The following is a 23,357-nucleotide window of genomic DNA, read 5'->3' as shown; positions in this document are numbered from 1 at the left end:
CGACTACGCTCATACGGGTGACCGAGCGCGCTCCCCTATCTCGCAAGCTGTCCGCGATCGCCGAGTCGGCGACGCTCAAGGTCGATGCCAAGGCCAAGGCGCTGCAGGCGGCCGGGCGTCCTGTCATCTCGTACGCGGCGGGCGAGCCCGACTTCGCGACACCCGGGTTCATCGTCGACGCAGCGGTCGAGGCGCTTCACGATCCCGCGAACTTCCGCTACACACCCGCCGCGGGTCTGCCCGTGCTGCGCGAGGCGATCGCGGCCAAGACCCTGCGCGACTCGGGCCTGGAGATCGACCCGTCGCGCATCATCGTGACCAACGGCGGCAAGCAGGCGGTCTACCAGGCGTTCCAGGCGGTCGTGAACCCCGGCGACGAGGTGCTGCTTCCCGCGCCGTACTGGACGACGTACCCCGAGGCGATCCGCCTCGCCGACGGCGTCCCGGTCGAGGTCTTCGCCGGCGCCGACCAGGAGTACAAGGTCACCGTCGAGCAGCTCGAGGCCGCGCGCACCGACCGCACGACCGCGCTCGTGTTCGTGTCGCCGTCGAACCCCACCGGCTCGGTCTACTCGCACGAAGAGACGCGCGCGATCGGCGAGTGGGCCATCGAGCACGGCATCTGGATCGTCTCCGACGAGATCTACCAGAACCTCGTCTACGAAGGCGTGCGGGCTGTCTCGATCGTCGAGGCGGTGCCGGATGCCGCGAACCAGACGATCCTCGTCAACGGCGTCGCCAAGACGTACGCGATGACCGGCTGGCGTCTCGGGTGGATGGTCGGCCCGGCCGACGCCACCAAGATCGCCGCGAACCTGCAGTCGCACCTGTGCAGCAACGTCAACAACATCGCGCAGCGGGCGGCGCTCGCGGCGCTGACCGGCCCGCAGGACGAGGTCGAGCAGATGCGCCAGGCGTTCGACCGGCGTCGTCGCGTCATCGTCGACGAGCTGTCGAAGATCGAGGGCGTTGCCGTGCCGAGGCCGCTCGGCGCGTTCTACGCGTACCCCGACGTCACCGGGCTGCTGGGGCGCGAATGGCGCGGCAAGCGGATCGAGACCTCGCTGGAGCTCGCCGACCTCATCCTCGACGAGGCCGAGGTCGCGGTCGTCCCGGGCGAGGCCTTCGGTCCGTCGGGCTATCTGCGCCTGTCGTACGCGCTCGGCGACGACGCCCTGCTCGAAGGGGCGCGCCGCCTCCAGGACCTCTTCTCCTGAAGGCGGCGCCGTACGGGCGGGTCAGTCGGCCCGCACGACGTTGAAGGACGCGTCGAGCTCGACGTCCACGTCGTCGCCGTTGTCGAATTCGATCTCGACCTCGTAGACATGGTCGGCGTCGTCACTCAGTTCGACGCTGACGACGCGGCCTGAGCCGACGTGCGCGAGGGCGGCAGCGGATGCCGCGTGCACGCGAGCCGCGTCGGTCAGCAGCTCGTCGTCGTCATCGCTGTCGTCGAAGCCGTCGTCGCGACCGCGCCCGTCGTCGCGACCGTCGCGATCGCCGCCGCGGTCGTCGGGGGCAACCGAGACGACTTGGAACGCATCGTCGAGCTTGACCTCCACGACGCCGCCCGCGTCCAGCAGGATGTCGATCTCGTAGGCGTGGCTCGCGTCGTCGTCGGTGTCGGCCTCGAGGACCGTGCCGGGGCCGGCCGCGTCGAGTGCGGCCCGGATCGCACGATCGATGTCGGCCGCGGCGACCCGGTCGTCGTCGAAGCTCGCGGAGGGCGACGGCGACGGCGAGTTCGAGGCGGGGGTCGGCGTGCCGGCGAGGCTCGTGGCCGGTGTGGGCGCCGAGCCGGCCGCGAAGGCGATGGCCGCGCCGCCGGCCAGAACGGCGGTGCCCGCGATGGCCGCCGCGGTGATTCCGATGGTGCGCTTGTTCATGGTGTCCTCCTTGTCGAGGTCTCCACGGTCTCGCCCGGATGCTGAAGCCAGCCTGAAGCGCCGGACATCCGCGTTCGGGGTCAGTCCGCGGGCGCGAGCGGCAGGCGCAGCTCGGCGCGCGCCCCGCCGAGCAGGGACTCCGCCAGACGGGCGGACCCGCCGTGGCGCACCGCGATCTCGCGCACGATCGCGAGCCCGAGGCCGCTGCCGCCCGCGTCGCGCGAGCGCGCGTCGTCGAGCCGCACGAACCGCTCGAAGACGCGTTCGCGCTGGTCGGGCGGCACGCCGGGACCGTCGTCGTCGACGGTGACCAGTGCCATGCCGTCGGCGACGTCGGAGGAGAGGACGACCCGCGTGCGTGCGTGCCGTGCGGCGTTGTCGACGAGGTTGCGCACGGCCTGGCGGACAAGAGCCGCATCGGCGTGCACGCGCACGGGGCGGACGGCCGAGGCATCCGTCTCGACCTTCCCCAGTGCCCGCAGTCGCTGCGCCTCGGCATACAGCACGTCGTCGAGGTCGACGTCGACCGCTGTGATCGTCAGCGCGCGCTCGTCGGCTCGCGCGAGGACGAGCATGCCCTGCACGAGGCGCTCGAGGCGCTGGCCTTCGTCGAGCACCGTCTCGGTGAGCTCGTCCGCGCTCACGCGCTCGGGATGCGCCGCGGCGACCTCGGCGTACTGGCGGAGGACGGCGAGCGGAGATTTGAGCTCGTGCGAGGCATCCGAGATGAAACGCCGCTGCGCGCGCTGGGAGTCCTCGAGGCGACCGAGCATGTCGTTCAGCGTGTGCGCGAGCCGGCCGAGCTCATCACCCGTGCGGGGGTCTTCCACGCGCTGCGACAGGTCGCTCGCGGTGACCGCGTCGACCTGCCGTCGCATGCGCTCGACCGGCGCGAGCGCGCGACCCACGGCGATCCACGTCGTGATGCCCACCACGAGCGCGATGAGCGGCACGGCGACGGTGAGGAGCGTCGCGACCGAGCCGAGGGTCTCCTCGATCGTCGACGTCGACCGGCCTGCCACGACGATGACATCACCGCTCTCGCGCTCGGCGGCGACGGCGAACACCCCGTCCGCCCCGAGCGAGACGAACGGCGGCGCGGTGCCGTTGCGATCCGCGATCGCGCTCAGGTCCTCCACGAGGTCGCTCCCGGCGACGACCGATCCGCTGTCGCGATCGATGAGCTGCCAGAAGCGATCGTCGTCGACATCCGGCAGCGCGTCCTCGCCCACCTGGTCGGCCTGCTCGGCGAACGCGACGGCGTCTTGGCGCGTGGCGAGATCCAGTTGTCCGTAGAGCGACGACCGCAGCGTCAGCCAGAAGCCGATCGCGCCGATCACGAGCGCGATGGCGACCGCACCTACGCTGACGGCCGTGATACGGGAGCGGATGCCCGCGCGGCGGCGCTTCCGCGCGGGCGGGGTGTGCCGCGGGTCAGTCACCGTCCTCGCCGATCACGTAGCCCGCGCCCCGCACCGTGCGGATCGAGGTGCGTCCGAACGGCCGATCGACCTTCGCGCGCAGATGCCCGATGTACACCTCCACGATGTTCGGGTCGCCCTCGAACGCGAAGTCCCACACGCCCGCCAGGATCTGCGCCTTCGAGACGACCTCGCCCGCGCGGCGCAGCAGGAACTCGAGCACCGCGAACTCGCGCGTCGTGAGATCGATCGGCTCGCCCCCTCGCGTGACGGTCTTCCTCGCGGGGTCGAGCACGAGATCGCCCGCGGAGAGCGTCGCCGGGCGCGCGGTCGCCCCGCGCCGCACGAGCGCGCGCAGGCGCGCGAGCAGCACCGCGAACGAGAAGGGCTTCGTGAGGTAGTCGTCGGCGCCGGTGTCGAGCCCCTCCACCTCATCCCACTCGCCGTCCTTCGCGGTGAGCATGAGCACGGGGGTCCAGTTCTCCTCGTCGCGCAGCGTGCGGCACACCGCGTAGCCGCTCATGCGGGGAAGCATGATGTCGAGCAGGATCGCCGAGTACTCGTTCTCGCGCGCGTACCAGAGCCCCTCGACGCCGTCGTGGGCGACGTCGACCGCGAAGCCTTCCGCCTCGAGGCCGCGCCTGATCCCGTCGGCGAGGCGCACCTCATCGTCGACGACCAGCACGCGCATGCCTCCATCGTGGCGGATCGCTCCTGAAGCGCGCCTGAAGCGCGCGCAGCGGGCGGGTCTGGCGTGGCGCCGCGTACGACAGGGCCCTCTCTCCCCGGCCCGATCCCTCACGAAGCGGGGGTGCCCCCAATTCGTCCTCGACCACTCCCAGTCGGGCCGCCCCGCGCGTGGGGCCTCGTTCGACCGGCGGATCGTGAAATCAGCGCGACAGATCCGAGTCAGCGCGACGCATCCGAAAGGGGGACGGGAGATGCGAAAGACGATGATTCCGGCGACAGGGGTGGCCCTGCTGCTGATGGGAGTTCTCGCGGTCGGCGCGGCCGCCCCGGCATCGGCCGCAACGATGCCGATGGCCGCGGGGGTGTCTGCGGCCGCCGAAAGCGCGCCCCGCTACGAGGAGACCTCGTGGCTCACTGCCGCACCGGCCGGCGACGACTGGAACGTCATCGAGACACGCACCGTGATCGATCGCGAGGCGGTTCCGGGGCAGTACGAGGAGACCGGCTGGGTGACCGGAGCGCCTGAGGACGGCCGCATTTGGACGCAGATCGCCGAACGATACGTCGTGGACGTGCCGGCGCAGCCCGAGCAGGGTGAGCCGACGATGTGGGTGGACAACCCCGACTACGTGCCCGAGAGCACGATCGAGGTGTTCGACCACTGGCAGCGGTACAGCTGGACCGGTGAACCGCAGACCGAGGACCAGGCACCCGTCTGGCCCGACCCGGGGTGGCAGCCCAACGTCGAGGGCGACCCCCACGGCGTCGGCGTCGAGGGTGCGTACTACCGCAGCCACGGCGACTCGGGAAACGGCGACTGGTTTTACCTCGAGGCGGTCAACCGCACTGAGACGGTGCCGGCCCAGGGCGATCCGATGATCGAGGTGCCCAACCCCGACTATCGTCCGGCCGTTCCGGAGCAGGGGCACACCGAATTCCGATTCGCCTTCGCGGTGGATCCGGTCGAGGAGCTCAGCCACCCGGAGTACCGCTTCGGCCGGTATGTCGCGACCGTCCCGGTTCCGGTGGACACGCCTGCGGAGCAGGTTCCCGTGACTGCACCTGACACGCTCGCCGAGACCGGCGCCGACGGGCAGTTGACTCTGCTCCTCGGGGCGGGCCTGCTCGCGGCCCTCGGTGCGGGCCTCGTCGCGGTACGACGGTTCGCCGACGCCCGCTGACGGGAAGCCCGGTCGTCACGCGATGGCCGCTCGTCAGGGGTCGGATCTTCGGATCCGACCCCTGATCGGCGTTTCCGGCGTCCCGTCACAGCGAGGGCGCCTCGCTCGCATCAGCCGCGGAACACACCCACCACCTCGGAGCGGTCCGTGGCGCCCAGTTTGCGGAGGATCCTGCTGAGGTGGTTCTCCACCGTCTTGGGGGTGATGCCGAGCATGCGCGCGATCTCCGCGTTCGTCATGCCGTGGGCCACGAGGCTTCCCACCTGCTGCTCCCGCGGCGAGAGCTGCCGTGTGGGTGCGAGGGATCCGAGCAGAGGGTCAGGGTCGATGCCGGCGCCATGAAGCTGTCGCACCAGCGCGTCCAGCACCTCCCGGGATTCGGTCGCGGCGCCCGAAGCGCGCAGGCGACGGATCGAGTGCCCGGTCGCCCTCACACCCAGCGAGACCAGGCCGGCGTCGATCAGTCGGCGCCCGAGCCGAGCCCCCGCGACCGGATCGTCGTCGACGGCGGCCTCGGCGACCCTGAGCACCGCGTCCAGCAGGCCGGCGGCCCGGGGACCCGTCGCTTCGCGCAGCGTCGCGACGCGGTCCGGATCCGGGCTCAGGTCGAGCGCGACGCCGCCGAGCAGCACCGCCGAGACGACCAATCCCCGGTCGAGGTACCCCTGGACGGCGTCCCACAGGTGCTCGGCGCCCTCCGGATCATCGTCCGCGACTTCGATGTCCGCTCGCGCCATCGCCCACGCCGGCAGCGGCAACGTGCTCGACCTGGCGGCGGACCTGAGATACCGGTAGTACGACGCATCGCGCGTCGTGTGGCCGTCCCTCGCGGCGAGAACAGCGGCGAGCCCGAGCAGCGAGTCCACGTAGTGCCGCTGGACCGATGATGTCAGCCCGGTCGACAGCACGTTGCCGAGCATCGTGCGCAGCTCGTTCATCCGACCGCTGAGGATCAGGGCGCTCACCGCCACGTACGCGTGCCCGTAGACGCTCTCGGTGTCGAGCGCGTCCCGCGCCTCCTCCACGTGCCGACGGCTCCATGCGAGCGCCTCTTCCACCTCCCCGGCGATGAGGTTCGCCATCCCCCGGACCACATCGCGCGTGCGGATCATGTCGGCATCGGTCCACTCGGCGGCCTCGAGAGCGGTGCGCGCCTCCGATACATCGCCGACCGCGATGTGCGTCGCTGCGGACACCGCCGCCGAGAACTGCCTCGTCTCGGTGCGCTGGACCGCGACCGCTCGCGGCTCCGGCAGCCGGTCGAGCGTGAGCGTGAGGTAATCCTCGACGGCGTGCAGCACCTCGGCCCACGGACCGACCTCGGTGGCGGCGCGCTGCAGCAGGGTTCGGGCTCCGGCGAGGTCGTCGGCGGCGTAAGCGAGCACGAGCGCGTGCCAGCGGTGCAGCTCCGCCATCTGCGCCTGATCGGTGCTGGGAGGAGTCTGCGCGACCACCCTCGACATCGTCTCGACCTCGGCGTTGTTCACGAGCAAGGCACGCAGGTACAGGATCGCGGTCGCCGCTTCGGGGTTGCGCTCCCACTCGCGTCGCCGGAGCAGGAGCTGCCTGTGCCAGTGCTCGCGCATGAGGCGGACGTGGACGGTGTCGGACAACTCGGCCGCCTCGACGTTGCCCTCATCGCGGTCGAACCGCGGCGCGGTCGGTTGGGCGTCGCCGGGCCAGAACCATGGGGCGGTTACAGCGGGTGGCAGCAGCGTCGACGCACCCGGCATCGCGGTCGTCGAGGGATCGAGCAGGGCGGCTATCCGGGCGTTGAAGTGCAAGCTGCGGGCACCGAGCGGGGGACGCCGATACCGCTCCTCGACGAGAGGCGGGAAGATCCCGAGCACGACGTCGTCGCCGCGCGGGACGAAACGCAGCAGACCGCACGCGTCGAGCTCCTCCAGCGCCGCCCAGCCGACGAGCTCAGCGGCCAACGACACCGGGACGGTTCCGGCGAGCGACAGCATCTGCAGGGCCTCGAGTGCAGGTTCCCCCAGATCGGCGATCAGGGTCTGGACCACGCGGGTCAGCCCGGGGGTCCACAGGTCCGCGTCGGCGACCCATACGCCGTCGATCTGCCGGATGCGTCCGGTCTGGCGCGCTGCGACCGCCACCGCCACGATCAGGTTCGGCAGTCCTCCGGAGAGGGCGTGGATGCGCGCCAGCGTGTCCGGTTCGATGTCCCCTGGCAGAATGTCCGCGAGGATCGCGAGGACCTCGACGAAGTCGAGCGGTGGAATGTCGAGGACGACTCCGGGCCGGATCGAGGAACGCAGAGTGACCGGAGCCTGGCGGTAGGCGGGCCGCGGGCGCGACGTCGTCAGCACGGGAAACGGCCGCTGACCGTGCGCGGCCGCGATCGCGCCCGCTGAGGTGACGTCGAGGTCGTCGGCGTCGTCGACGACGAGGACTGTCCGCCCGTCCGCCAACTCCGAGCGCAGCCGCTCCACCGTGGCCGCCACGCGTGACTCCGGCCGCTGGGCCGGGCGCCTGAGCAGGTCCGCGACCGCCAGAGCCTCGAGCGGACGGTCGGCGAGCGCGGCCACCCCACGTACATGCACCACGTCCCAGCCGAGCTCGACAAGTGCCGACGTCACCGACGCCACAAGGGTGGTGCGTCCTGAGCCGGGCTGGCCGAGCACGTCGACGCTGACACCCGAGGTCAGCAGATCCGCGGTCTGATCGCGGAGCCCGACGAAGAACGTGTTCGCCCTGGCCATCGCGCCCCCCTCACCTGCCGTCGGCCGCACCTCCGGTATCGACAGGATGCCACGCGCCGCGCGGCGCTGCCTACAGGTCCACGCCCACAAGCACGGGCTCCGGTTGCAGGATCAGCCCGAACTCGGACTGCACCCTCCCCTGGATGAAGCGCGCGAGCTCGGCGAGCTCGGCCGCCGTTCCATTGCCGCGGTTGGTGAGGGCGAGCGCGTGCTTCGTCGAGATCGCGGCGCGCGAGCGCGGCAGCTTGAAGCCCTTGCGGATGCCGGACTGCTCGATGAGCCACGCGGCACTGACCTTGACCGCGGGATCCTGCGTCGCCGCGGGCGGAACGAACCCGTCGAACGAGTCGAGCGGAATGACGAGGAACGTGTCCGGATCCGGTTCGAGCGGCCACCGGGGGCACTCGGGCGGAAGGGTCCGCGCGAACGACGCGGACACGATCGCGTTCTGGAAGAACGAGCCCGCGCTGTACGTGTCGGGGTCGTCCGGGTCAAGCACCATGCCCTTGCGGCGGCGTGTGTCGAGCACGTGGTTGCGCACCCACTCGAGTGTGACGGCGGTGCCTTCATCGAGGCCGAGGGCGGCGCGAAGCTGCTCGCCTCCGATCGCGCGCTCGGCGTGGCCGACCTCCTCGAGCTCGAGCGTGACCGACAGGATGACCGCGCTGCGCGCGGGCACCGATCCGTAGTGATGCTTGAGCACCGACGTGCGGAAGCCGAGGCCGAGTTCGGATGCCGGGACGACGACCGGGTCCGCGGCGCCCTCGTCGAGCAGCTCGACCTCGACGAGCGTCTGCACGATCTCCTGCCCGTACGCCCCGATGTTCTGCACCGGCGCCGCACCCACGGTGCCCGGGATGCCGGACATCGCCTCGATGCCGGCGAGCCCCTCGCTCACGGCATACGCCACGAGGCGATCCCAGTCGTGGCCCGCCTGCACCCGGAGCCTCGCGAACCCGGGCCGCGGTGAGGGCATCCGCTCGATCCCCTGTGTCAGCACGCGCACGACGGTGCCCTCGAAAGGTCCGTCGCCCACGAAGAGGTTCGAGCCGCCGCCCAGGACCAGCCACGCGCCGTGCTCTGACCACGCGTCGTGCAGCGCCGCCACGAGCTCGCCCGTCGTGCGGGCGTCGATCATGCGCGTGGGCGCGCCGCCGGTGCGCAGCGTGGTCAGCTGCGCGAGCGGAACGGGAGTGACGTCGGGCATGGACTACGCGGCGAGCGGGCGCACGCGCACCTGGGCCTTGCCGAGCACCGTCGTCTCGCCGTGGGTCACCGTGAGGTCGATGCGCACGGCGTCGTCGGCGATCGCCCCGACCTTCGCGACGACGGTCAGCGTCGCGCCGTCATCGGGGTCGACGACGACCGGACGCGTGAAGCGGACTCCGTACTCGAGGATCCGCCCCGAGTCGCCGAGCCACGGCACGATCGTCTCGACCGCGAGGCCCATCGTGAGCATGCCGTGGGCGAGGACACCCGGCAGGCCGACCTTCGCGGCGACATCGTCGCGGTAGTGGATGGGGTTGAAGTCTCCGGATGCCCCGGCGTACCGCACGAGCGACTCGCGCGTGAGGTGCACGTCGCGCTGGGCGACGACGTCGCCGACGATCAGCTCGCTCATTCGTCACCTCCGACCAGCAGCACCGACGTCGCCGTCGCGACGTGGCCGCCCGTGGCATCCGTGATCTCGGCCTCGCTCGTGACCATCGCGTTGCCGCCGACCGAGCGGATGCCCGTGACCGACAGGGTCGCAGTGAGCTCGTCGCCCGCCACGATCGGGCGCGAGTAGCGGAAGCGCTGCTCGGCGTGCAGCACGCGCGACAGCTCGATGCCGGAGTCGGGCTCGGCGAGCAGCTGCTGCAGCGTGAGGTCCTGGACGACCATCGCGAACGTCGGCGGCGCGACGACGTCGGCGTAGCCGAGGGCCCTCGCCGCGGTGGGGTCGGTGTGCTGCGGGTCGTCGGCGAACACGGCACGCGCGAACTCGCGCACCTTCTCGCGGCCGACGAGATAGGGCGCGGTCGGGGGGAAGACGCGCCCGACGAGCTCGGGGTTCACTGGCACCATGTCATCCTACTGAGCCGAGCCTGAACGGCCTTCGGCCGGACGTTCCGGATGCCTCAGCCCTCGTCACCCCGCGCCTGGCGCTGCGCGCGGATCGCCCTGAGCGCCATCTGCACCGCGATGACGACGAGGAACGCCGCGAACAGGATGTTCCCGACGAGGGGGTCGATGAGCGTCGCGATCCACGCGCCGACGGCGGTCGTCGTGCAGGCTGCCAGGCCGACGCACAGGGCGGCGACGATGTCGAGGTTCTTACGGCGGAGGTTGCCGACCGTGCCGGAGATCGCGGTCGGGATCATCATGAGCAGCGACGTGCCCTTCGCGACGAGGTCGCTCGTGCCGAACAGCAGGAGCAGCGCGGGCACGACGATCACTCCTCCGCCCACGCCGAGCAGTCCCGAGAGCACTCCCGTGACGATGCCGAGGGCGGCGAGGCCGAGCCCCGTCCACCACGTGAGGTCGAGCTGGGCGTCGCGGGACGGGATCACGACGAACAGGCTCACGATCACCACGACGAGGAAGCCCACGAAGCCCCACCGCAGCGCGACCTGCGACACCCGGTGGATGAGCCACGTTCCGACCTGCGCGCCGATGACGGCGCCCGCGGCGAGGATGATCGCGGGGATCCACGCGACCGCCCCGTGAACGGCGTAGCTGATGACCCCGACGGCGGCCGTCGGCACGATCGCGGCGAGCGAGGTGCCCGCGGCGAGACGCTGGTCGAAGTGCAGGAACAGCACGAGCAACGGCACGATGACCGTTCCGCCGCCGACGCCGAACAGCCCCGACAGGAGACCTGCCGCGAGGCCCGTGCCGATGCACGCGGCGAAGAAGCCCACCGACCTCCGCGGGTGGGTGCCCTCGTCACCGGTCACTCCGTCGTGGCCCCGTCGATGAGCCAGTCGGACCCGCTTTCGACGAGCGTGTACACGTAGTGGTCCTCGACCGGGATCGGCTCGTCGACCGGCTCGCCGAGCTCGTCGATGAGGCTCTCGTAGCTCTCGGTCGTCGAGACGACGATCGAGCCCTCGTCGTGCTCGATCTCGGTGACGGTGATGTCGTAATTCTGCACCGACGCGCCGAAGTCACCGGACGCGAACTCGAACTCCTCGCACGTCGGCAGTTCGATGCTCTCGCGGAACGACTCGGTGGTCGCCGCGAAGAACTTGTCGCAGTCGCTCGTCGACCATGCGTCGTCGTACAGCTCCACCGTCGCGACTGCGGCCGTCTCGTCGTCGCCGGACGGTCCGACCGACGAAGAGGTGCTGCTGAGCATGAGCGTCAGGGGGATGATGACCGCGGCCGCGGCGACCGCCAGCAGCAGGACGATGCCGATGACGAGCCAGATGATCCACGTCTTCGACTTCTTCGGCTCGGTCGCGGCGATGAAGCCGCCCGTCTGCCCCGGCGCGCCCGGGTAAGCGGCAGGCGGGTACCCCGGTCCACCGGCGACGGGGTACGTCACCGGGGCGGCGCCCTGCGCACCGGGCGGAGGAGGCGGGACCGGCGGGTAACCAGCGGGCGCGACGGGCTGCTCCTGCGCCGGAGCGGCCGCCGTCGCTGCCTCGAGCTGCTCGAGCGACTCCACGACCTCGACATCCTCGACGACGGGCTTGTCGCCGATCGGCGAAGCGGCTTGCGCCGACTCGGATGCCCCGGCCGCGGCATCCGGCACCGGAAGAGGCTGCGCATGCTCGGTCCAGCGCGCGCCGTCCCACCAGCGCAGTGCGCCGTGTCCGTCGTCGTACCAGCCTGGTGGGGTCGTCGCCATGACGGCAACCCTACTCCGTGCGGGTCGGGTCGACGGGCTCTACAGCCCCTTCCCGCCCGTCACCGGCAGCACCGCGCCCGACACATAGGTCGCGGCATCCGACGCCAGGTAGACGTAGGCGCCCGCGAGCTCGGCGGGCTGCCCCGCGCGACCGAGCGGCGTGTCCTGGCCGAACTGCTCGATCCACTCGGGGTCGCCGCCCGTCGCGGGAATGAGCGGGGTCCAGATCGGTCCCGGTGCGACGGCGTTGACGCGGATGCCCTTCCCCCCGAGCTGCTGCGCGAGCGCCTTCACGAACGCGACCTGCGCCGCCTTCGTCATGGCGTAGTCGATGAGGTTCGGCGACGGGTTGAACGCTTGGATCGACGACGTGACGATGATCGATGAGCCCGGCTCGAGGTGCGGCACCGCCGTGCGGGCCGTCCACAGCAGACCGTAGAGGTTCGTGCGGAAGACGCGGTCGAACTCCTCGGTGGACAGGTCGTCGAGCGACTCACGGTCCTTCTGGTACGCGGCGTTGAGCACGAGGATGTCGAGGCCGCCGAACTCCGCGATCGTGCGATCGACGATGCCGGTGGCGAACTCCTCGTCGCGGATGTCGCCCGCAAGGCTGCGGCCGCGGCATCCGGCCTTCTCGATCCAGCCGATCGTCTCGTCGGCGTCCTCCTGCTCTTCGGGCATGTGCGCGATCGCGACATCGGCGCCCTCCCGCGCGAACGCGATCGCGACCGCGCGCCCGATGCCCGAGTCGCCGCCGGTGATGAGGGCTCGGCGCCCGCGCAGCCGATCGGAGCCGCGGTACGACTCCTCGCCGTGATCGGGAGTGGGCCGCGTCTCGTCGGTCGTGCCCGGCTGCTCCTGCTCCTGCGGGGCGAACCCCTCGTCGTGCTCGGAGTGGCGCGGGTCCGCGCCCGGGGAATCGGTCATTTCTCTCTCCTTCGTGACGAACGCCGGCCGAGGCGCCGACGGCGCTTCGCAAAGCTACGCGTCGGCGCGAATGTGGCCCAGGCGCTTGACACGCGCTCGCCGGGGCGTGGAGCATGCGGCGCGGGTGCCGCCCGGTCGCGGAGCACGGACGTTCGCGGGCCGGTCCATGGGCAGTTGTCAAGCCCCCGAGCGAATCGCGGGTCGGGCGTATCGTTTCGACGATGGAGGACTGTGAGGTGGGCGCGGATTCGGGAACGAGGATGACCGAGTCCGACCAGGGGGCCATCGACTGGGTCGCTCTGCTGGCCGACATCGCGCTGGCGGGCGGCCTGCGGGTCGCGGTCGCGGAGTCGTTGACCAGCGGGCTCGTCGCGAGCGCCGTCGGGGCGGGGCCGGAGGCCGAGGACTGGTTCGCCGGAGCGATCGTCGCCTACCAATCGAGCGTCAAGGAGCGCCTCCTGGGCGTCGAGCCCGGCATCGACCCGGTGTCGGGCGAGTGCGCCGAGCAGCTGGCGGCCGGCGCGCTGCGGGTGATGAGGGCGGACGTCGCCGTCTCCACGACGGGCGTGGGCGGGCCCGACCCTCAGGACGACCACCCGGCCGGAACCGTCTACCTCGGGTGGGCGATGGACGGCGCCCACGGTCATCGCGCGCTTCGGCTGAACGGCGACCCGGAGCACATCCTGTCGCAGACCGTGACCGAGGCGGTGCGGCTGCTGCTCGACGCATCCGTCAAGCTCTGACCAGCTCTGCGGCTACAGCCCGACCGCCTCGAGGAAGCCGTTGACGAAGATCCCGCGCGGGTCGAGCCGCTCGCGCAGCTCGGCGAAGCGCTCCCATTCCGGATAGAACCCGGGCAAGCGCGAGACGCCCGACGTGTCGAAGAGCTTGCCCCAGTGCGGCCGCGCCTCGAAGGGCGCGAGGGCCGACTCCAGCTCGGGCAGGAACGCCTCGACCTCGCGCTGCAGGGGCTTCCACGTGAAGTGCAGTGCCGTGCTGTCGCGGCCTCCCGACGGCGCGAGCCACTGCGTGTCGGCGGCGACCGTGCGCAGCTCGCACACCTGCAGCAGCGGCGCGATGCGCGCGGCCAGTCCGCGCAGCGCCTCGATCGCCGCGACTCCGGCGGTGCGTGGCACGAGGTACTCCGACTGCAGCTCGTCGCCGTTGGAGGGCGTGAACTCGAGGCGGAAATGCGGCAGACGTGCGAGCCACGGCCCCGGCACCCCGCCCTGCGTCGTGCACGGCTCGGCGCTCACACCGGGGAGCGGATGCAGCGGCCCTCCCGCCGCTGACACGCCGAGGCCCTCGGGCAAGCCCGGCCCCGGCCGGTCGAGGCGCTCCTTGACCCAGATCTGGTCCACGCGGTCGGGGTCCCGCCACGTCGTGAACAGCGACACGCTGTACGCGGCTCCGGTGACGGAGTCATACCGTTCGAGCACGCGGTCGAGCGGGGCATCCGGATACACCGTCTGCGCCACCTCGAACGTGGGCTCCACGCGCAGCTCGATCGCCGTCGTCACGCCGAGCGCCCCCAGTGAGACGACCGCGCTGCCGAAGTCGGCGTCACCCCGCGCAATGCGATGCACCTCGCCGTCGGCGCCGACGAACTCCACGCCCTCGACCGCCTCGGCGAGCGACGGATTGCGGTCGCCCGAGCCGTGCGTCCCCGTGCTGACGGCTCCCGCGAGCGAGATGTGGGGCAGCGACGCGAGGTTCGCGAGCGCCCATCCGCGTTCCTGCAACCACGGCGCGAGCTCGCCGTAGCGCATGCCCGCGGGGGCGCGCACGACCGCGCGCCCAGAGTCGAGCTCGGGCCCACCGAGCGCGGCGGCCGAGACGAGCACGCCGTCGGTGTCGGCGATGCGGTTGAACGAGTGACGCGAGCCGAGCGCCTTGACCCGTGCGGCGGATGCCACGACCCGCCGCAGCTCGTCGACCGTCGCCGGAGCGACGAGCTCGCGCGCGCTGTACGTGAGGTTGCCCGCCCAGTTGGCGCCTGCTGCCGTCACCCTTGTTCTCCCTCGCGGCTCTCCCTCGGTCCCCCCGAGACCGTATCGCGCCCGCGTCGGAGGCCGGCCGTACCCTTCGGAAATGGCGATGCGCCGAGAGATGCCGGGTCCGTGCGTGCTGTGCGGCGCGACCCGCGGCGAGCGCCGTGCGGGGCACTGGTCGTGCGCGGCGTGCGGGTGGCGGGTGGGCGATGTGCCGGATGCCGAATTGCCGCTCCCCCGCATCGACGTCGTCTACTACATCCGCTACGCCGACCGCATCAAGATCGGCACGTCGTCTCAGCCCCGGCAGCGCCTCGGCGCGATCTGGCACGACGAGCTGCTCGCGTTCGAGCGGGGCGGGCGTGCCGTCGAGCAGGAGCGGCACCGCCGGTTCGCCCATCTGCGCGAGGGCGGCGAGTGGTTCCGCGCCGATGACGAGCTGCTCGACCACGTGCGCGCGATCTCGGCGGAGGCGTCGCCGTGGGACGCGTACGCCCGCTGGCTCAGCGAAGCCCTGCAGCGCTGATCAACGCTGATCAACGCTCCGCGCCGAACGCCTCGAAGAAGCGGTCGCGGAACTCGTCCATTCGCCACACGGGGGCCGTGGCATCCGGGTGCAGCCCCTCTTCCCACCCCCACGCGGCGATCGCCTCGAACACCGCCGGGTCCTTCGCGATCACGTGGATCGGCACGTCGTGGTCGGCGCCGTCGCCGCTCACGATCGCGTTCGGCTGATGGTCGCCGAGCACGACGACCACGAGATTCGGATCGTCGACGCGCTCGAAGAACGAGAACAGCGACCCGAGCGAGTACTCGATCGAGTCTCCGTAGAACCGGCGCACGGTCGCGGGGTTCTCCCACACCTCGGCGGCGGTCCTGCTCGCGGCGAGCTGCTCGTCGAAGATCGACCCCCGTCCGAGCTCGTCCCACTCGACGAGCGTCGGCAGCGGCGCCCACGGCGAGTGCGACGACACGAGGTCGATCTCGGCCATGACCGGCTGATGCTCCCCGGCCAGCTCACGGTCGGCGAACTGCTTGAGCGTGTACTGGTCGGGCACACGCGCGTACCCGAACTTCGGACCCCGATAGTCGAGGTTCCTCGTGTCGTAGAGCGCCTCGAACCCGTAGAATTCCCGGCCCTCGTCCCACTCGCGGATGTTCGACGGCACGACGCCGACCGTGCGCCACCCCGCCTGCCGGAACGCCCCGCTCAGCGTGAGCCGGTCGCTACGCAGCACTTCGGCGTAGTCTGCCTGCGTGTCGATCCACAGGCCGCTCTGCAGCGTCGCGTGTGCGAGCCAGCTCACGCCGCCGAAGGTCGGGGACGTGAGCCACGCGCTCCGAGTCGCGTAGCCGTCCTGCGCGAGCGACGCCTCGCCCTCGCGCAGCATCTCGACGACGCCGCGCGAGACCGGGGTGCCGTGCAGCGCCGCCTTGCCGTAGCTCTCGACGAACACGAGGAGGACGTCCTTCCCCCGCAGCGCCGCGAGCAGCCGCGACGGCGGGACCTCCGCGAAGTCGTCGTCCGAGATGCGTCGCGCGAGCTCGGCCTGGGCTCGCAGCGTCGCCGCGGTGCGTGCGGCTGCGGATCCGATCGAATCGGCGGATGCCGCGGCCGCCACCTGACCCGCACCGCCGAACGGCAGCGCCACGAGCGCCGCGACGATCCACGCGGCCGTCACTGCCGCGAGCGCGGTGCGTCCTCGGCGCGGACGGCCGCGGAGCGCCGCATCCGTCTTCATCGCGGCCCACGCGAGCGCTGCGCCCGTGCCGACGAGCACGACGACGATCGCCGCGAGGACGGCGGATGCCGCGAGCTCGCCGATCGAGTCGCCGAGCACGCCGTACGCGTCGCCGAGCTGCGGCCAGTCGATCAGCACGAAGCGCGCCCCGACGGCCGCCCGATAGCCGCTGTCGATCGCCGCGAGCGCGATCGCGACGACGACGAACAGTCCGAAGAGCCCCGCGACGACCCAGCGCGCGGGCCGCCACGGGATGAGCGCGAGGACGAGCAGCGTGACGACGGATTCGGCCGGCAGGCGCACGAGTCCGAGCGCCGAGCCGTGCTCGATGATGCCCGGCGCGAGCGGAACGAGGACGAGGGCCGCGATCGCCACACCGAGCCCCAAGCGCCCTCGCGTGCCGAGCGCGCCCGCTTCCGCTCGCGGGATCGGGGTCATGGCACGCGGTAGGGAACGGGCCTCCACCCGGCCTCGGGCAGCGACCGCTCGCCGTCGAGCATGCCGACACGGTCCGACAGCGCGTACCGCAGCAGCACGACGTCGCCGATCTGCGCGCTCCCGGCGAGACGGGCGCGGCGCGACGCGGTCCACGGGAAGGAGCCGGCGCCGAAGGCGCGCGGAGCGCGCGGCTCTCCGACGAAGAAGGGGGCGATCACGAGGTGCAGCTCGTCGGCGAGATCCTCCTCGAGGAACTGCGTGAGCACGGTGCCCCCGCCCTCGACCATGAGGCTGCGGACGCCCTGCTCGCTCGCGAGGTCTTCGAGCACGGCGGCCATGGTGACCTGCTCACCGACGCCCACGACCGTGGCGCGCTCGCCGAGCAGGTCGCGCAGGGAGTGCGCCATGCCGCCCGGGCAGTAGACGAAGCGGGGCGACTCGCCCGTCGTGAAGAAGTGGGCGTCCGGCGGAAGGTCGCCGGTCGACGTCACGGTGACCTTCGCGGGCGACCACGGCTTGCCCTCCGCGACCCGGCGCGCGCGCCGGTCGGGATCGCGGACGAGCAGGCGCGGATTGTCGCGACGCACGGTCGAGGCGCCGACCATGATGGCGTCGTTCTGCGCGCGGACCTCGTCGACGCGGTCGAGGTCCGACGTGTTCGACATCGCGAGCCGCTGCGGCGCGGTGCTGTCGAGGCATCCGTCGATCGACATCGCGCAGCTGAGGGTGACGTATGGTCGCTCGCTCATGTCGCTATCCTCCCCCGGACGCACTCCCGGTCCCAGGGGGTTGCGGCGGCCACGCGAGAAGGTCCTCGTGCGAGACGGTGACCCGCAGCCGGCAGAGGGCGTTCTGCGCGAGACGCGTGCGGCGCAGCTCGTCGGCGGGACGGGCGAGATCGGACCGTTCCTCGACCGCCGCGCGCAACCACCCGTCGAGCCATTGGGCGATGAGCGGGCCGTCCGTCGCCGCGAGCCGCCACGGGGTCGGCGCGCGCCGCACGCTCCAGCCGGCGGCTTCGAACCCGGTGGCGACGAGAGACACGGCATCCGGCCCCAGGAGCCGGCGACCGGCCGTCTCGCGACGCTGATGGTCGTTGAACGCGGCCGCGATCTCGCTCTCGAGTGCGATCGTTCCCGCGTCGGACGGCCCCATGCGGACCGCCCCCGTCACGGTGAGGCTGAACAGTGCGGGCGTCCGGGCGTCGACGCACGCCGCGACGATGTGCGCGGCCTCTTCGGCCGTGATCACATCGAGCAGGGCGGATGCCGTGACCGCCGACGCCCCGTGGAATGCGTCCGGCGGAAGGGAGGTCAGATCCTCGACGGTGGCCTCCGCGACGACGGGTCGCCCCTCGGCGTCGACCGTCGCCGCGAGGTCGACGTGATGGAGGATGCCCTCGTCGCCGTCGCGCAGCACCCACCGCTGCGGTCCGCCCAGGCGCGGCGCGAGCCAGCGCGTCATGGCGCCGGTGCCCGCACCGAGGTCGTGCACGACGAGGGGGCCGGGCGGGAGCATCCGCGCCAGCTCCTCAGCGAGTTCGACGGAGCGCGACGCGTCGTCGGCGATCGCCCGCTGCGCGAGCCAGTCGGGGGCCGCGACCGAGATCGAGGTCATGCGGCCTCCAAGACGTCGGCGATCGTGGAGACGGTGTCGTCCCACGTCGGCAGGTGCTCGCGCGCGCGGAGCGCTTCTGCGCGCAGGCGCGTGCGGAGCGCGGGGTCGGTCATCCAGGACGTGAGCGCGTTCGCGAGCGCGTCGGGGTCGTCGGGGAGGACGAGGAGCGCGCCGCCGCCCACAACTGTGTCGGGGATGCCGCCGACGGCGGTGCCCACGACCGGCAGGCCGCGGGCGCGCGCATCCGCGATCGCCATGCCCGCGCTCTCGACGCGCGACGGCGCCACGAGGAGCGCGCTGCGACGGTAGGCGTCGGCGAGGGCTTCGCCGACGAGCACGCCGGGGAGGTGCACGCGGCCGTCGAACGCCGCCGCGCGCTGCACGACGCGCGCGGCGAACTCGCGATACGAGTCGGTAGAGCCGGCGATCGTGCACCTCCAGTCCTTCGTCGGGACCCGGTCGAGGGCGTCGAGCAGGAGGTCCTGCCCCTTGTGCGGGGCGATGACGCCGACGCACAGGAGATCCGCGTCGTGCTCCGGCTGGGCGGTGCTCTCGGCGCGTGCGCCGGGCGCGGCCACGGTGATGCGATCGACGTCGGCGAGGCCTCGTCGCGCCACCTCCTCGCCGGTCCAGCGACCCGTCACGATCACGCGGTGCGCGTGGCGCAGCATCCGTCTCTCCGCCTCGATCGCCGGCTCGGTCGCGTCGGGGAACGCGGCGACCAGCATGTGCGCGAGCACCACGATCCGCAGCCTCGTCGCGGCAGCCTCGACCTCGGCGGCCGCCCAGCCGGCCGCGAGCCCGTCGATCAGCACGAGTGTCGCGTCGGGAGCGGAACGGAGAGCGGATGCCACGCCCGCCCCGTCCGCGCACTCGACGACCGACACCGTCCAGCCGCGGCCGGGGAGCCCGTCGCGCACCTCGCGATCGTACACGTTGCCGCCGCTCACCCGAGCCGGATCGTCGATGCCCTTCGGGACGACGAACCACACGACGGGCGGTGGGGTCACGACAGCTCCACCTCGTACGAGGCCCAGGCCACGTGGGACTCGTGCAGCGTCACCGTGATGCCCGTGAGCGGCGCTCCTCCCAGATCGCCGCCCCGCGCGTGCTCGGCGAGCCGGTCGCCGATGATCTGGCACAGGCGCTCCGTCGTCGTGTTCACGCCCGCGAGCTCGGGCACCTCGTCGAGGTTGCGGTACGTCAGCTCGCCGACGATGTCGCGCAGCGCCTCGCTCGCGCGGCCGATGTCGACGACGATGCCGTTCTCGTCCACGTCGGCCGACCGGAAGGTCGCATCGACCAGGAAGGTCGCGCCGTGCAGCTGCTGCGCGGGGCCGAACACCTCGCCGCGCAGGCTGTGGGCGATCATGATGTGGTCGCGGACGGTGAGGCTGAAGGTCATGCCTCGCTCCAATCGATCGTGTGGCACAGGGCACCGGCGGTGCCCTCGGCGAGGTTCGCGGTGAGTCGCGGCAGCTCGGTCCACGGCGAGCTGCCTGTGAGGAGGGCGTCGAACGCCGGGTCGGCGAGCAGGCGGAGCGCGAGCGCCACGCGGTCCTGAGTCGATCGTCGCGACCGTCTGCTCGCGGCGACCGCTCCCACCTGACTGGACCGTATCGTGAGCCGCCGCGAGTGGAAGTCGGCGCCGAGGTCGAGCGGCACCGGGCGGCTGCCGTACCAGCTCGCCACGACGATGAGCCCGTCGGTGACCGCCGCGCGAAGCGCGTGCTGCAGCCCTGCGCCGTTGCCGCTCGCCTCGATCACGACGTCCGCGGGCGGGAGGTCGTCGGCCGGGGTGGCGAACGCCACCCCGAGGGAAGCGGCGACGGCGGACTTCGCGGGGTCGACGTCGACGATCGTCACCTCGACGCCGGGGATGCGGCGCGCGAGCACGGCCACGGCGCATCCGATCATTCCCGCCCCGACGACGATGACGCGGTCGCCAAGGTGCGGCTGGGCGTCCCACAGGATGTTGACGGCGGTCTCGACCGCTCCCGCGAGCACCGCGCGGCGCGCGGGGACGTCGTCGGGCACCGGGGTGAGCGCATCCGCGGGGACGACGAAGCGCGACTGGTGCGGGAAGAGCGAGAAGACCGTGCGGCCGAGCAGTTCGCCGGGCCCCTCTTCGACGACTCCGACGTTGAGGTAGCCGTACTTGACGGGGAACGGGAAGTCGCCGGATTGGAACGGCGCGCGCATGCGCTCCGACTCGCTCTCGGGCACTTCGCCCCGCGCGACGACGCTCTCGGTTCCGCGGCTGATGCCGGTCCAGAGGGTGCGCACGAGGGCGTCGCCGTCGCCGCGGGGCGGCAGCGGCTCGGGGCGGTGTTCGCCCTCGCCCGGGGCCACGATCCACCATGCGATGGCCGCGTCTGTGGCATCCGCGTGAACCGCGGCGGGTACGTTCGTCGTATCCATGGTGACCGCCATGAAATCTACACGGAGAGCACATGGGAATCGTTCAGTGGGTGCCGTGGTGGTTCGCGGTGGTAGGGTTCGCCGCTCTCGCCGGCGTCTCGGCGCTCAGCCCGCTGTCTCTGATCGGCGTGGCGGCCGGGATCGCGTACCTCGTGGTGTCGTCCCTTCTGCTCGCGCTGGGCCTCCGCCGCCGTGGCGCTGCGCGCTTCGGACAGGCGAACATCGTGACCGCGACCCGGTCCGTGCTCGTCGGGCTCATCACCGCGATCGTCGTCTCGTCGTTCACCGAGAGCGTCTCGACGCCACTCCTCGTGTCGCTCTCGGCGATCGCGCTCGCCCTGGACGGCGTCGACGGCTACGTCGCCCGTCGCACGTCGAGCGAGAGCGAGCTCGGCGCGCAGTTCGACATGGAGGTCGACGCGTTCCTGCTGCTCGTCCTGAGCGTGTACTGCGGCCCCATCGTCGGGTGGTGGGTGCTCGCCTTCGGGCTCATGAGGTACGCGTTCGTCGCGGCGGGGCTCGTGCTGGCGTGGATGCGCACTCCCCTGCCGCCGCGGTACTGGCGCAAGGCGGTCGCGGCGATCTGCGGCGTCGCCCTCACGGTCGTGGCGAGCCGCCTGTTTCCCGAGGTCGTCGCGATGGGCGTCGCGCTCGCGGCGCTCGCCCTCCTCGTGGAGTCCTTCGCGCGAGACGTCACGTGGCTCACGCGGACCCACCTGTCGCGAGTGAACCGCTCGGGCATCCGGCTCGTGTCTACTGAAGAGGCCTCGACAGAAGAGGCCTGAACCGCCAACATTCACTCGAAGCGAACGTTTCGCAAAAGGAAGGGTCGAACATGAACGGAAGCGGCGAGCGCGTGCTCTGGGTCATGCGCATCCTCAGCGCGATCGCCCTCCTTGTGGCGGGCGGCATCCACCTCTATCTGGTGTTCGACGGCGTCGGCGGCATCCTGGGCGTGTTCTTCGTTCTGAACGCGGTCGCGGCCCTCGTGCTCGCCCTCGGGATGATCTTCTTGAAGGGGCGCCTGCTGCAGATCGCGACCGTGCTGAGCCTGCTGTTCCTCATCGCGACGCTCGGCTCGCTGCTTCTGGCGCTCACCGTCGGGCTGTTCGGCATCACCGAGACGTGGGACTTCACGCTCGTGCCCGAGACCGTCATCGTCGAGTCGATCGGCATCGTGATCCTCGCGATCACGACGGTGCTGGTTTTCCGGCGTTCGCCGGCGGTCCAGCCGGCGCGGTGACGAACTTCGAGATCCGCGCTCGGGTAGAGACGCTGCTCAGCGAGAGTCTGCGATCGGCCAGGTCACGAGCGTCCTCGCCGATTCGGGGTGATTGGGGTCGGGCTCGTTCAGGTAGGACTCCCACATCACCTCTCCGGGCGTCAGCTCCGAGTCGCGCATCCACGCCGTCAATCGCTCGTAGGTGGTTCCGAGTTCGTCGTACGCGCCCTGATGCAGCACCTCGACCGCCCGGCCGGCCGGAAGCGCCTGCGGTGTCACCGTTCCGTCTTCCTCGATCGCGGCGTCGACCGGGAAGCCGGCCGCGACATCGACGACGTCGGTGGGCGTGCCGAAGTAGATCGCGAGCGGCGGTCCGATGATCTGCCTGCCCTGCTTCTGAGCGGCGGCCATCGTGAGGTGGAACGCGCGGGAGAAGAACTCGGTGAGGCTTGCCATGGGCACTCGCTCGTGCAGGACGGCGCACTGCTGCTGCTGAAGCTGGACGATGCCGGGCTCCTGGTTCTCGATCCTGGTCATGTCACGATGATGCGCTGCTCGACCGCCGCCGGGCAGGACCAACGTCACGTGGTCTGCTTCACAAGCTCCTGACGGCACCGACGATGCACCACGTGCCCTCGCGATCGCGGTAAAGCGGTTCGAACCCGTGTCGTTCGAGGACGCCGATCATCGCATCCGGTGGATGCACGAACGCGCGATAGGGGTGGCGCCTCAGCCTGTACAGCAGGTTCAGCAGTCCCACGCCGGCCATCGTGACGAACGTGCGCGGTGGGTGGCTGAAGACGACCGCCCGGCGAGCATGCTGTGCGGCCGCGTCGAGCAGGCGGCGGTAGTCCGGGTAGCAGCACACCACCCGATGCAGGACGACGACGTCGGAAGTTTCGACCGCTTCGGGCGTGGCGGCGATGTCGATCCCGACGCTGCGGGTCGCGCGCCCACGCATCCCCGCCTCGTCGAGCAGCCGCAGCGCTTCCGACTCGTACGCGCCGGACAGCTCGAGGTTCGTCGCGTGGGCCGCTCCGTGTCGAAGCAGTTCGAGCTGGATGTCGCCGATTCCGCCGCCGATCTCGAGAACGGATGCGCCGTCCAACCCCGTCGATGTCGCGACCTCCACGATGCGTCGAGCGGCGGCCGGCGCACCGTTCCGGCGATAATCCCGCGCCAGCCGGTGCGCGAACCGGTCGTCGAACTCGCGCTCGTATCCGTCGATCCCGCGTGGAGCACAGCAGTCGTCCACTCCACAAG

25 protein-coding genes are annotated in these 23,357 nt (G+C 71.5%); 6 read left to right on the top strand and 19 right to left on the bottom strand.

Going from position 1 to position 23,357, the window contains the following annotated elements:
- The first annotated feature begins 17 nt into the window (after positions 1 to 17).
- Entirely contained in the window at positions 18 to 1,217 is a 1,200-nt protein-coding gene (locus BJ991_RS06405; protein ID WP_179488470.1) for an aminotransferase class I/II-fold pyridoxal phosphate-dependent enzyme, read from the top strand.
- A 21-nt stretch (positions 1,218 to 1,238) separates the two neighbouring features.
- On the opposite strand, the gene BJ991_RS06400 is transcribed toward BJ991_RS06405, so the two are convergent.
- The 3 genes from BJ991_RS06400 to BJ991_RS06390 all read right to left on the bottom strand — a co-directional run bounded on the left by BJ991_RS06400 (position 1,239) and on the right by BJ991_RS06390 (position 3,998).
- Complete coding sequence (locus BJ991_RS06400) at positions 1,239 to 1,886, bottom strand: PepSY domain-containing protein (protein WP_179488468.1); 648 nt, start codon at positions 1,884 to 1,886, stop codon at positions 1,239 to 1,241.
- Between the two features lie 80 nt (positions 1,887 to 1,966).
- The gene (locus BJ991_RS18380; protein ID WP_179488466.1) at positions 1,967 to 3,328 is read right to left on the bottom strand and encodes an ATP-binding protein; all 1,362 of its coding nucleotides are present in this window, start codon (positions 3,326 to 3,328) and stop codon (positions 1,967 to 1,969) included.
- Positions 3,321 to 3,998, bottom strand: coding sequence for a response regulator transcription factor (locus BJ991_RS06390; protein WP_179488464.1), 678 nt, complete (start codon positions 3,996 to 3,998; stop codon positions 3,321 to 3,323). The genes BJ991_RS18380 and BJ991_RS06390 overlap by 8 nt, the downstream gene beginning before the upstream one ends.
- A 250-nt stretch (positions 3,999 to 4,248) precedes the next feature.
- Here BJ991_RS06390 and BJ991_RS06385 point away from each other — a divergent pair, with 250 nt between their 5' ends.
- A complete protein-coding gene (locus tag BJ991_RS06385) occupies positions 4,249 to 5,178 on the top strand; it encodes an LPXTG cell wall anchor domain-containing protein (protein WP_179488462.1) in 930 nt (309 codons plus the stop codon).
- Between the two features lie 110 nt (positions 5,179 to 5,288).
- Here the strand turns inward: BJ991_RS06385 and BJ991_RS06380 are convergent, their stop codons facing one another.
- From BJ991_RS06380 to BJ991_RS06350, 7 genes are all read right to left on the bottom strand, one after another.
- Entirely contained in the window at positions 5,289 to 7,901 is a 2,613-nt protein-coding gene (locus BJ991_RS06380) for a helix-turn-helix transcriptional regulator (RefSeq protein ID WP_179488460.1), read from the bottom strand.
- 70 nt (positions 7,902 to 7,971) lie between these two features.
- Positions 7,972 to 9,108 (bottom strand): UDP-N-acetylmuramate dehydrogenase, encoded by a 1,137-nt coding sequence (locus BJ991_RS06375; protein WP_179488458.1) that lies wholly within the window; start codon positions 9,106 to 9,108, stop codon positions 7,972 to 7,974.
- A 3-nt stretch (positions 9,109 to 9,111) separates the two neighbouring features.
- On the bottom strand, positions 9,112 to 9,522 hold the full coding sequence (locus tag BJ991_RS06370) for a MaoC/PaaZ C-terminal domain-containing protein (RefSeq protein WP_179488456.1): 411 nt from the start codon (positions 9,520 to 9,522) through the stop codon (positions 9,112 to 9,114).
- Positions 9,519 to 9,965, bottom strand: coding sequence for an FAS1-like dehydratase domain-containing protein (locus tag BJ991_RS06365; RefSeq protein WP_179492555.1), 447 nt, complete (start codon positions 9,963 to 9,965; stop codon positions 9,519 to 9,521). The genes BJ991_RS06370 and BJ991_RS06365 overlap by 4 nt, the downstream gene beginning before the upstream one ends.
- Before the next feature lie 56 nt (positions 9,966 to 10,021).
- Entirely contained in the window at positions 10,022 to 10,840 is an 819-nt protein-coding gene (locus BJ991_RS06360; RefSeq protein ID WP_179488454.1) for a TSUP family transporter, read from the bottom strand.
- Positions 10,837 to 11,736: a DUF2510 domain-containing protein gene (locus BJ991_RS06355; protein WP_179488452.1), complete on the bottom strand. Its 900-nt coding sequence runs from the start codon at positions 11,734 to 11,736 to the stop codon at positions 10,837 to 10,839. The genes BJ991_RS06360 and BJ991_RS06355 overlap by 4 nt, the downstream gene beginning before the upstream one ends.
- A gap of 39 nt (positions 11,737 to 11,775) precedes the next feature.
- Positions 11,776 to 12,663, bottom strand: coding sequence for an SDR family oxidoreductase (locus BJ991_RS06350; protein ID WP_179488450.1), 888 nt, complete (start codon positions 12,661 to 12,663; stop codon positions 11,776 to 11,778).
- Between the two features lie 260 nt (positions 12,664 to 12,923).
- On the opposite strand from BJ991_RS06350, the gene BJ991_RS06345 reads away from it, so the two are divergent.
- A complete protein-coding gene (locus tag BJ991_RS06345; protein WP_179488448.1) occupies positions 12,924 to 13,406 on the top strand; it encodes a CinA family protein in 483 nt (160 codons plus the stop codon).
- A 12-nt stretch (positions 13,407 to 13,418) separates the two neighbouring features.
- Here BJ991_RS06345 and BJ991_RS06340 read toward each other — a convergent pair whose 3' ends face one another.
- Positions 13,419 to 14,672 (bottom strand): D-arabinono-1,4-lactone oxidase, encoded by a 1,254-nt coding sequence (locus BJ991_RS06340; RefSeq protein ID WP_179488446.1) that lies wholly within the window; start codon positions 14,670 to 14,672, stop codon positions 13,419 to 13,421.
- Positions 14,673 to 14,754: 82 nt separating this feature from the next.
- Between BJ991_RS06340 and BJ991_RS06335 the strand changes: the two genes are divergently transcribed.
- Positions 14,755 to 15,180, top strand: coding sequence for a GIY-YIG nuclease family protein (locus tag BJ991_RS06335; RefSeq protein ID WP_179488444.1), 426 nt, complete (start codon positions 14,755 to 14,757; stop codon positions 15,178 to 15,180).
- A 10-nt stretch (positions 15,181 to 15,190) separates the two neighbouring features.
- Here the strand turns inward: BJ991_RS06335 and BJ991_RS06330 are convergent, their stop codons facing one another.
- The 6 genes from BJ991_RS06330 to BJ991_RS06305 are packed head-to-tail and all read right to left on the bottom strand — an operon-like array spanning position 15,191 to position 20,872.
- Positions 15,191 to 16,834 carry an alkaline phosphatase family protein gene (locus BJ991_RS06330; RefSeq protein WP_179488442.1) on the bottom strand — a complete coding sequence of 548 codons (1,644 nt, stop codon included), beginning with the start codon at positions 16,832 to 16,834 and terminating at the stop codon, positions 15,191 to 15,193.
- Positions 16,831 to 17,583: a RibD family protein gene (locus BJ991_RS06325; protein ID WP_179488440.1), complete on the bottom strand. Its 753-nt coding sequence runs from the start codon at positions 17,581 to 17,583 to the stop codon at positions 16,831 to 16,833. Before BJ991_RS06325 ends, BJ991_RS06330 begins: the two co-directional genes overlap by 4 nt.
- A gap of 4 nt (positions 17,584 to 17,587) precedes the next feature.
- Positions 17,588 to 18,451: an SAM-dependent methyltransferase gene (locus tag BJ991_RS06320; RefSeq protein ID WP_179488438.1), complete on the bottom strand. Its 864-nt coding sequence runs from the start codon at positions 18,449 to 18,451 to the stop codon at positions 17,588 to 17,590.
- Positions 18,448 to 19,461, bottom strand: coding sequence for a glycosyltransferase (locus tag BJ991_RS06315; RefSeq protein ID WP_179488436.1), 1,014 nt, complete (start codon positions 19,459 to 19,461; stop codon positions 18,448 to 18,450). Before BJ991_RS06315 ends, BJ991_RS06320 begins: the two co-directional genes overlap by 4 nt.
- Positions 19,458 to 19,856 (bottom strand): 6-pyruvoyl trahydropterin synthase family protein, encoded by a 399-nt coding sequence (locus tag BJ991_RS06310; protein ID WP_179488434.1) that lies wholly within the window; start codon positions 19,854 to 19,856, stop codon positions 19,458 to 19,460. The genes BJ991_RS06315 and BJ991_RS06310 overlap by 4 nt, the downstream gene beginning before the upstream one ends.
- The gene (locus BJ991_RS06305) at positions 19,853 to 20,872 is read right to left on the bottom strand and encodes a zinc-dependent alcohol dehydrogenase (RefSeq protein WP_179488432.1); all 1,020 of its coding nucleotides are present in this window, start codon (positions 20,870 to 20,872) and stop codon (positions 19,853 to 19,855) included. The genes BJ991_RS06310 and BJ991_RS06305 overlap by 4 nt, the downstream gene beginning before the upstream one ends.
- A gap of 32 nt (positions 20,873 to 20,904) precedes the next feature.
- Between BJ991_RS06305 and BJ991_RS06300 the strand changes: the two genes are divergently transcribed.
- Together BJ991_RS06300 and BJ991_RS06295 are read left to right on the top strand one after the other, a co-directional pair.
- Positions 20,905 to 21,657 carry a CDP-alcohol phosphatidyltransferase family protein gene (locus BJ991_RS06300; protein ID WP_179488430.1) on the top strand — a complete coding sequence of 251 codons (753 nt, stop codon included), beginning with the start codon at positions 20,905 to 20,907 and terminating at the stop codon, positions 21,655 to 21,657.
- A 50-nt stretch (positions 21,658 to 21,707) separates the two neighbouring features.
- Complete coding sequence (locus tag BJ991_RS06295; protein ID WP_179488427.1) at positions 21,708 to 22,115, top strand: hypothetical protein; 408 nt, start codon at positions 21,708 to 21,710, stop codon at positions 22,113 to 22,115.
- Positions 22,116 to 22,151: 36 nt separating this feature from the next.
- Here BJ991_RS06295 and BJ991_RS06290 read toward each other — a convergent pair whose 3' ends face one another.
- Entirely contained in the window at positions 22,152 to 22,631 is a 480-nt protein-coding gene (locus tag BJ991_RS06290) for a GyrI-like domain-containing protein (RefSeq protein WP_179488425.1), read from the bottom strand.
- Between the two features lie 58 nt (positions 22,632 to 22,689).
- On the bottom strand, positions 22,690 to 23,349 hold the full coding sequence (locus BJ991_RS06285; protein WP_218852884.1) for a methyltransferase domain-containing protein: 660 nt from the start codon (positions 23,347 to 23,349) through the stop codon (positions 22,690 to 22,692).
- Positions 23,350 to 23,357: the final 8 nt, after the last annotated feature.

This window comes from Microbacterium immunditiarum (assembly GCF_013409785.1).
GTDB lineage: Bacteria > Actinomycetota > Actinomycetes > Actinomycetales > Microbacteriaceae > Microbacterium > Microbacterium immunditiarum.
The sequence above is the reverse complement of the archived record's forward strand: the minus strand, read 5'-3'. Positions and strand labels throughout refer to the sequence as shown.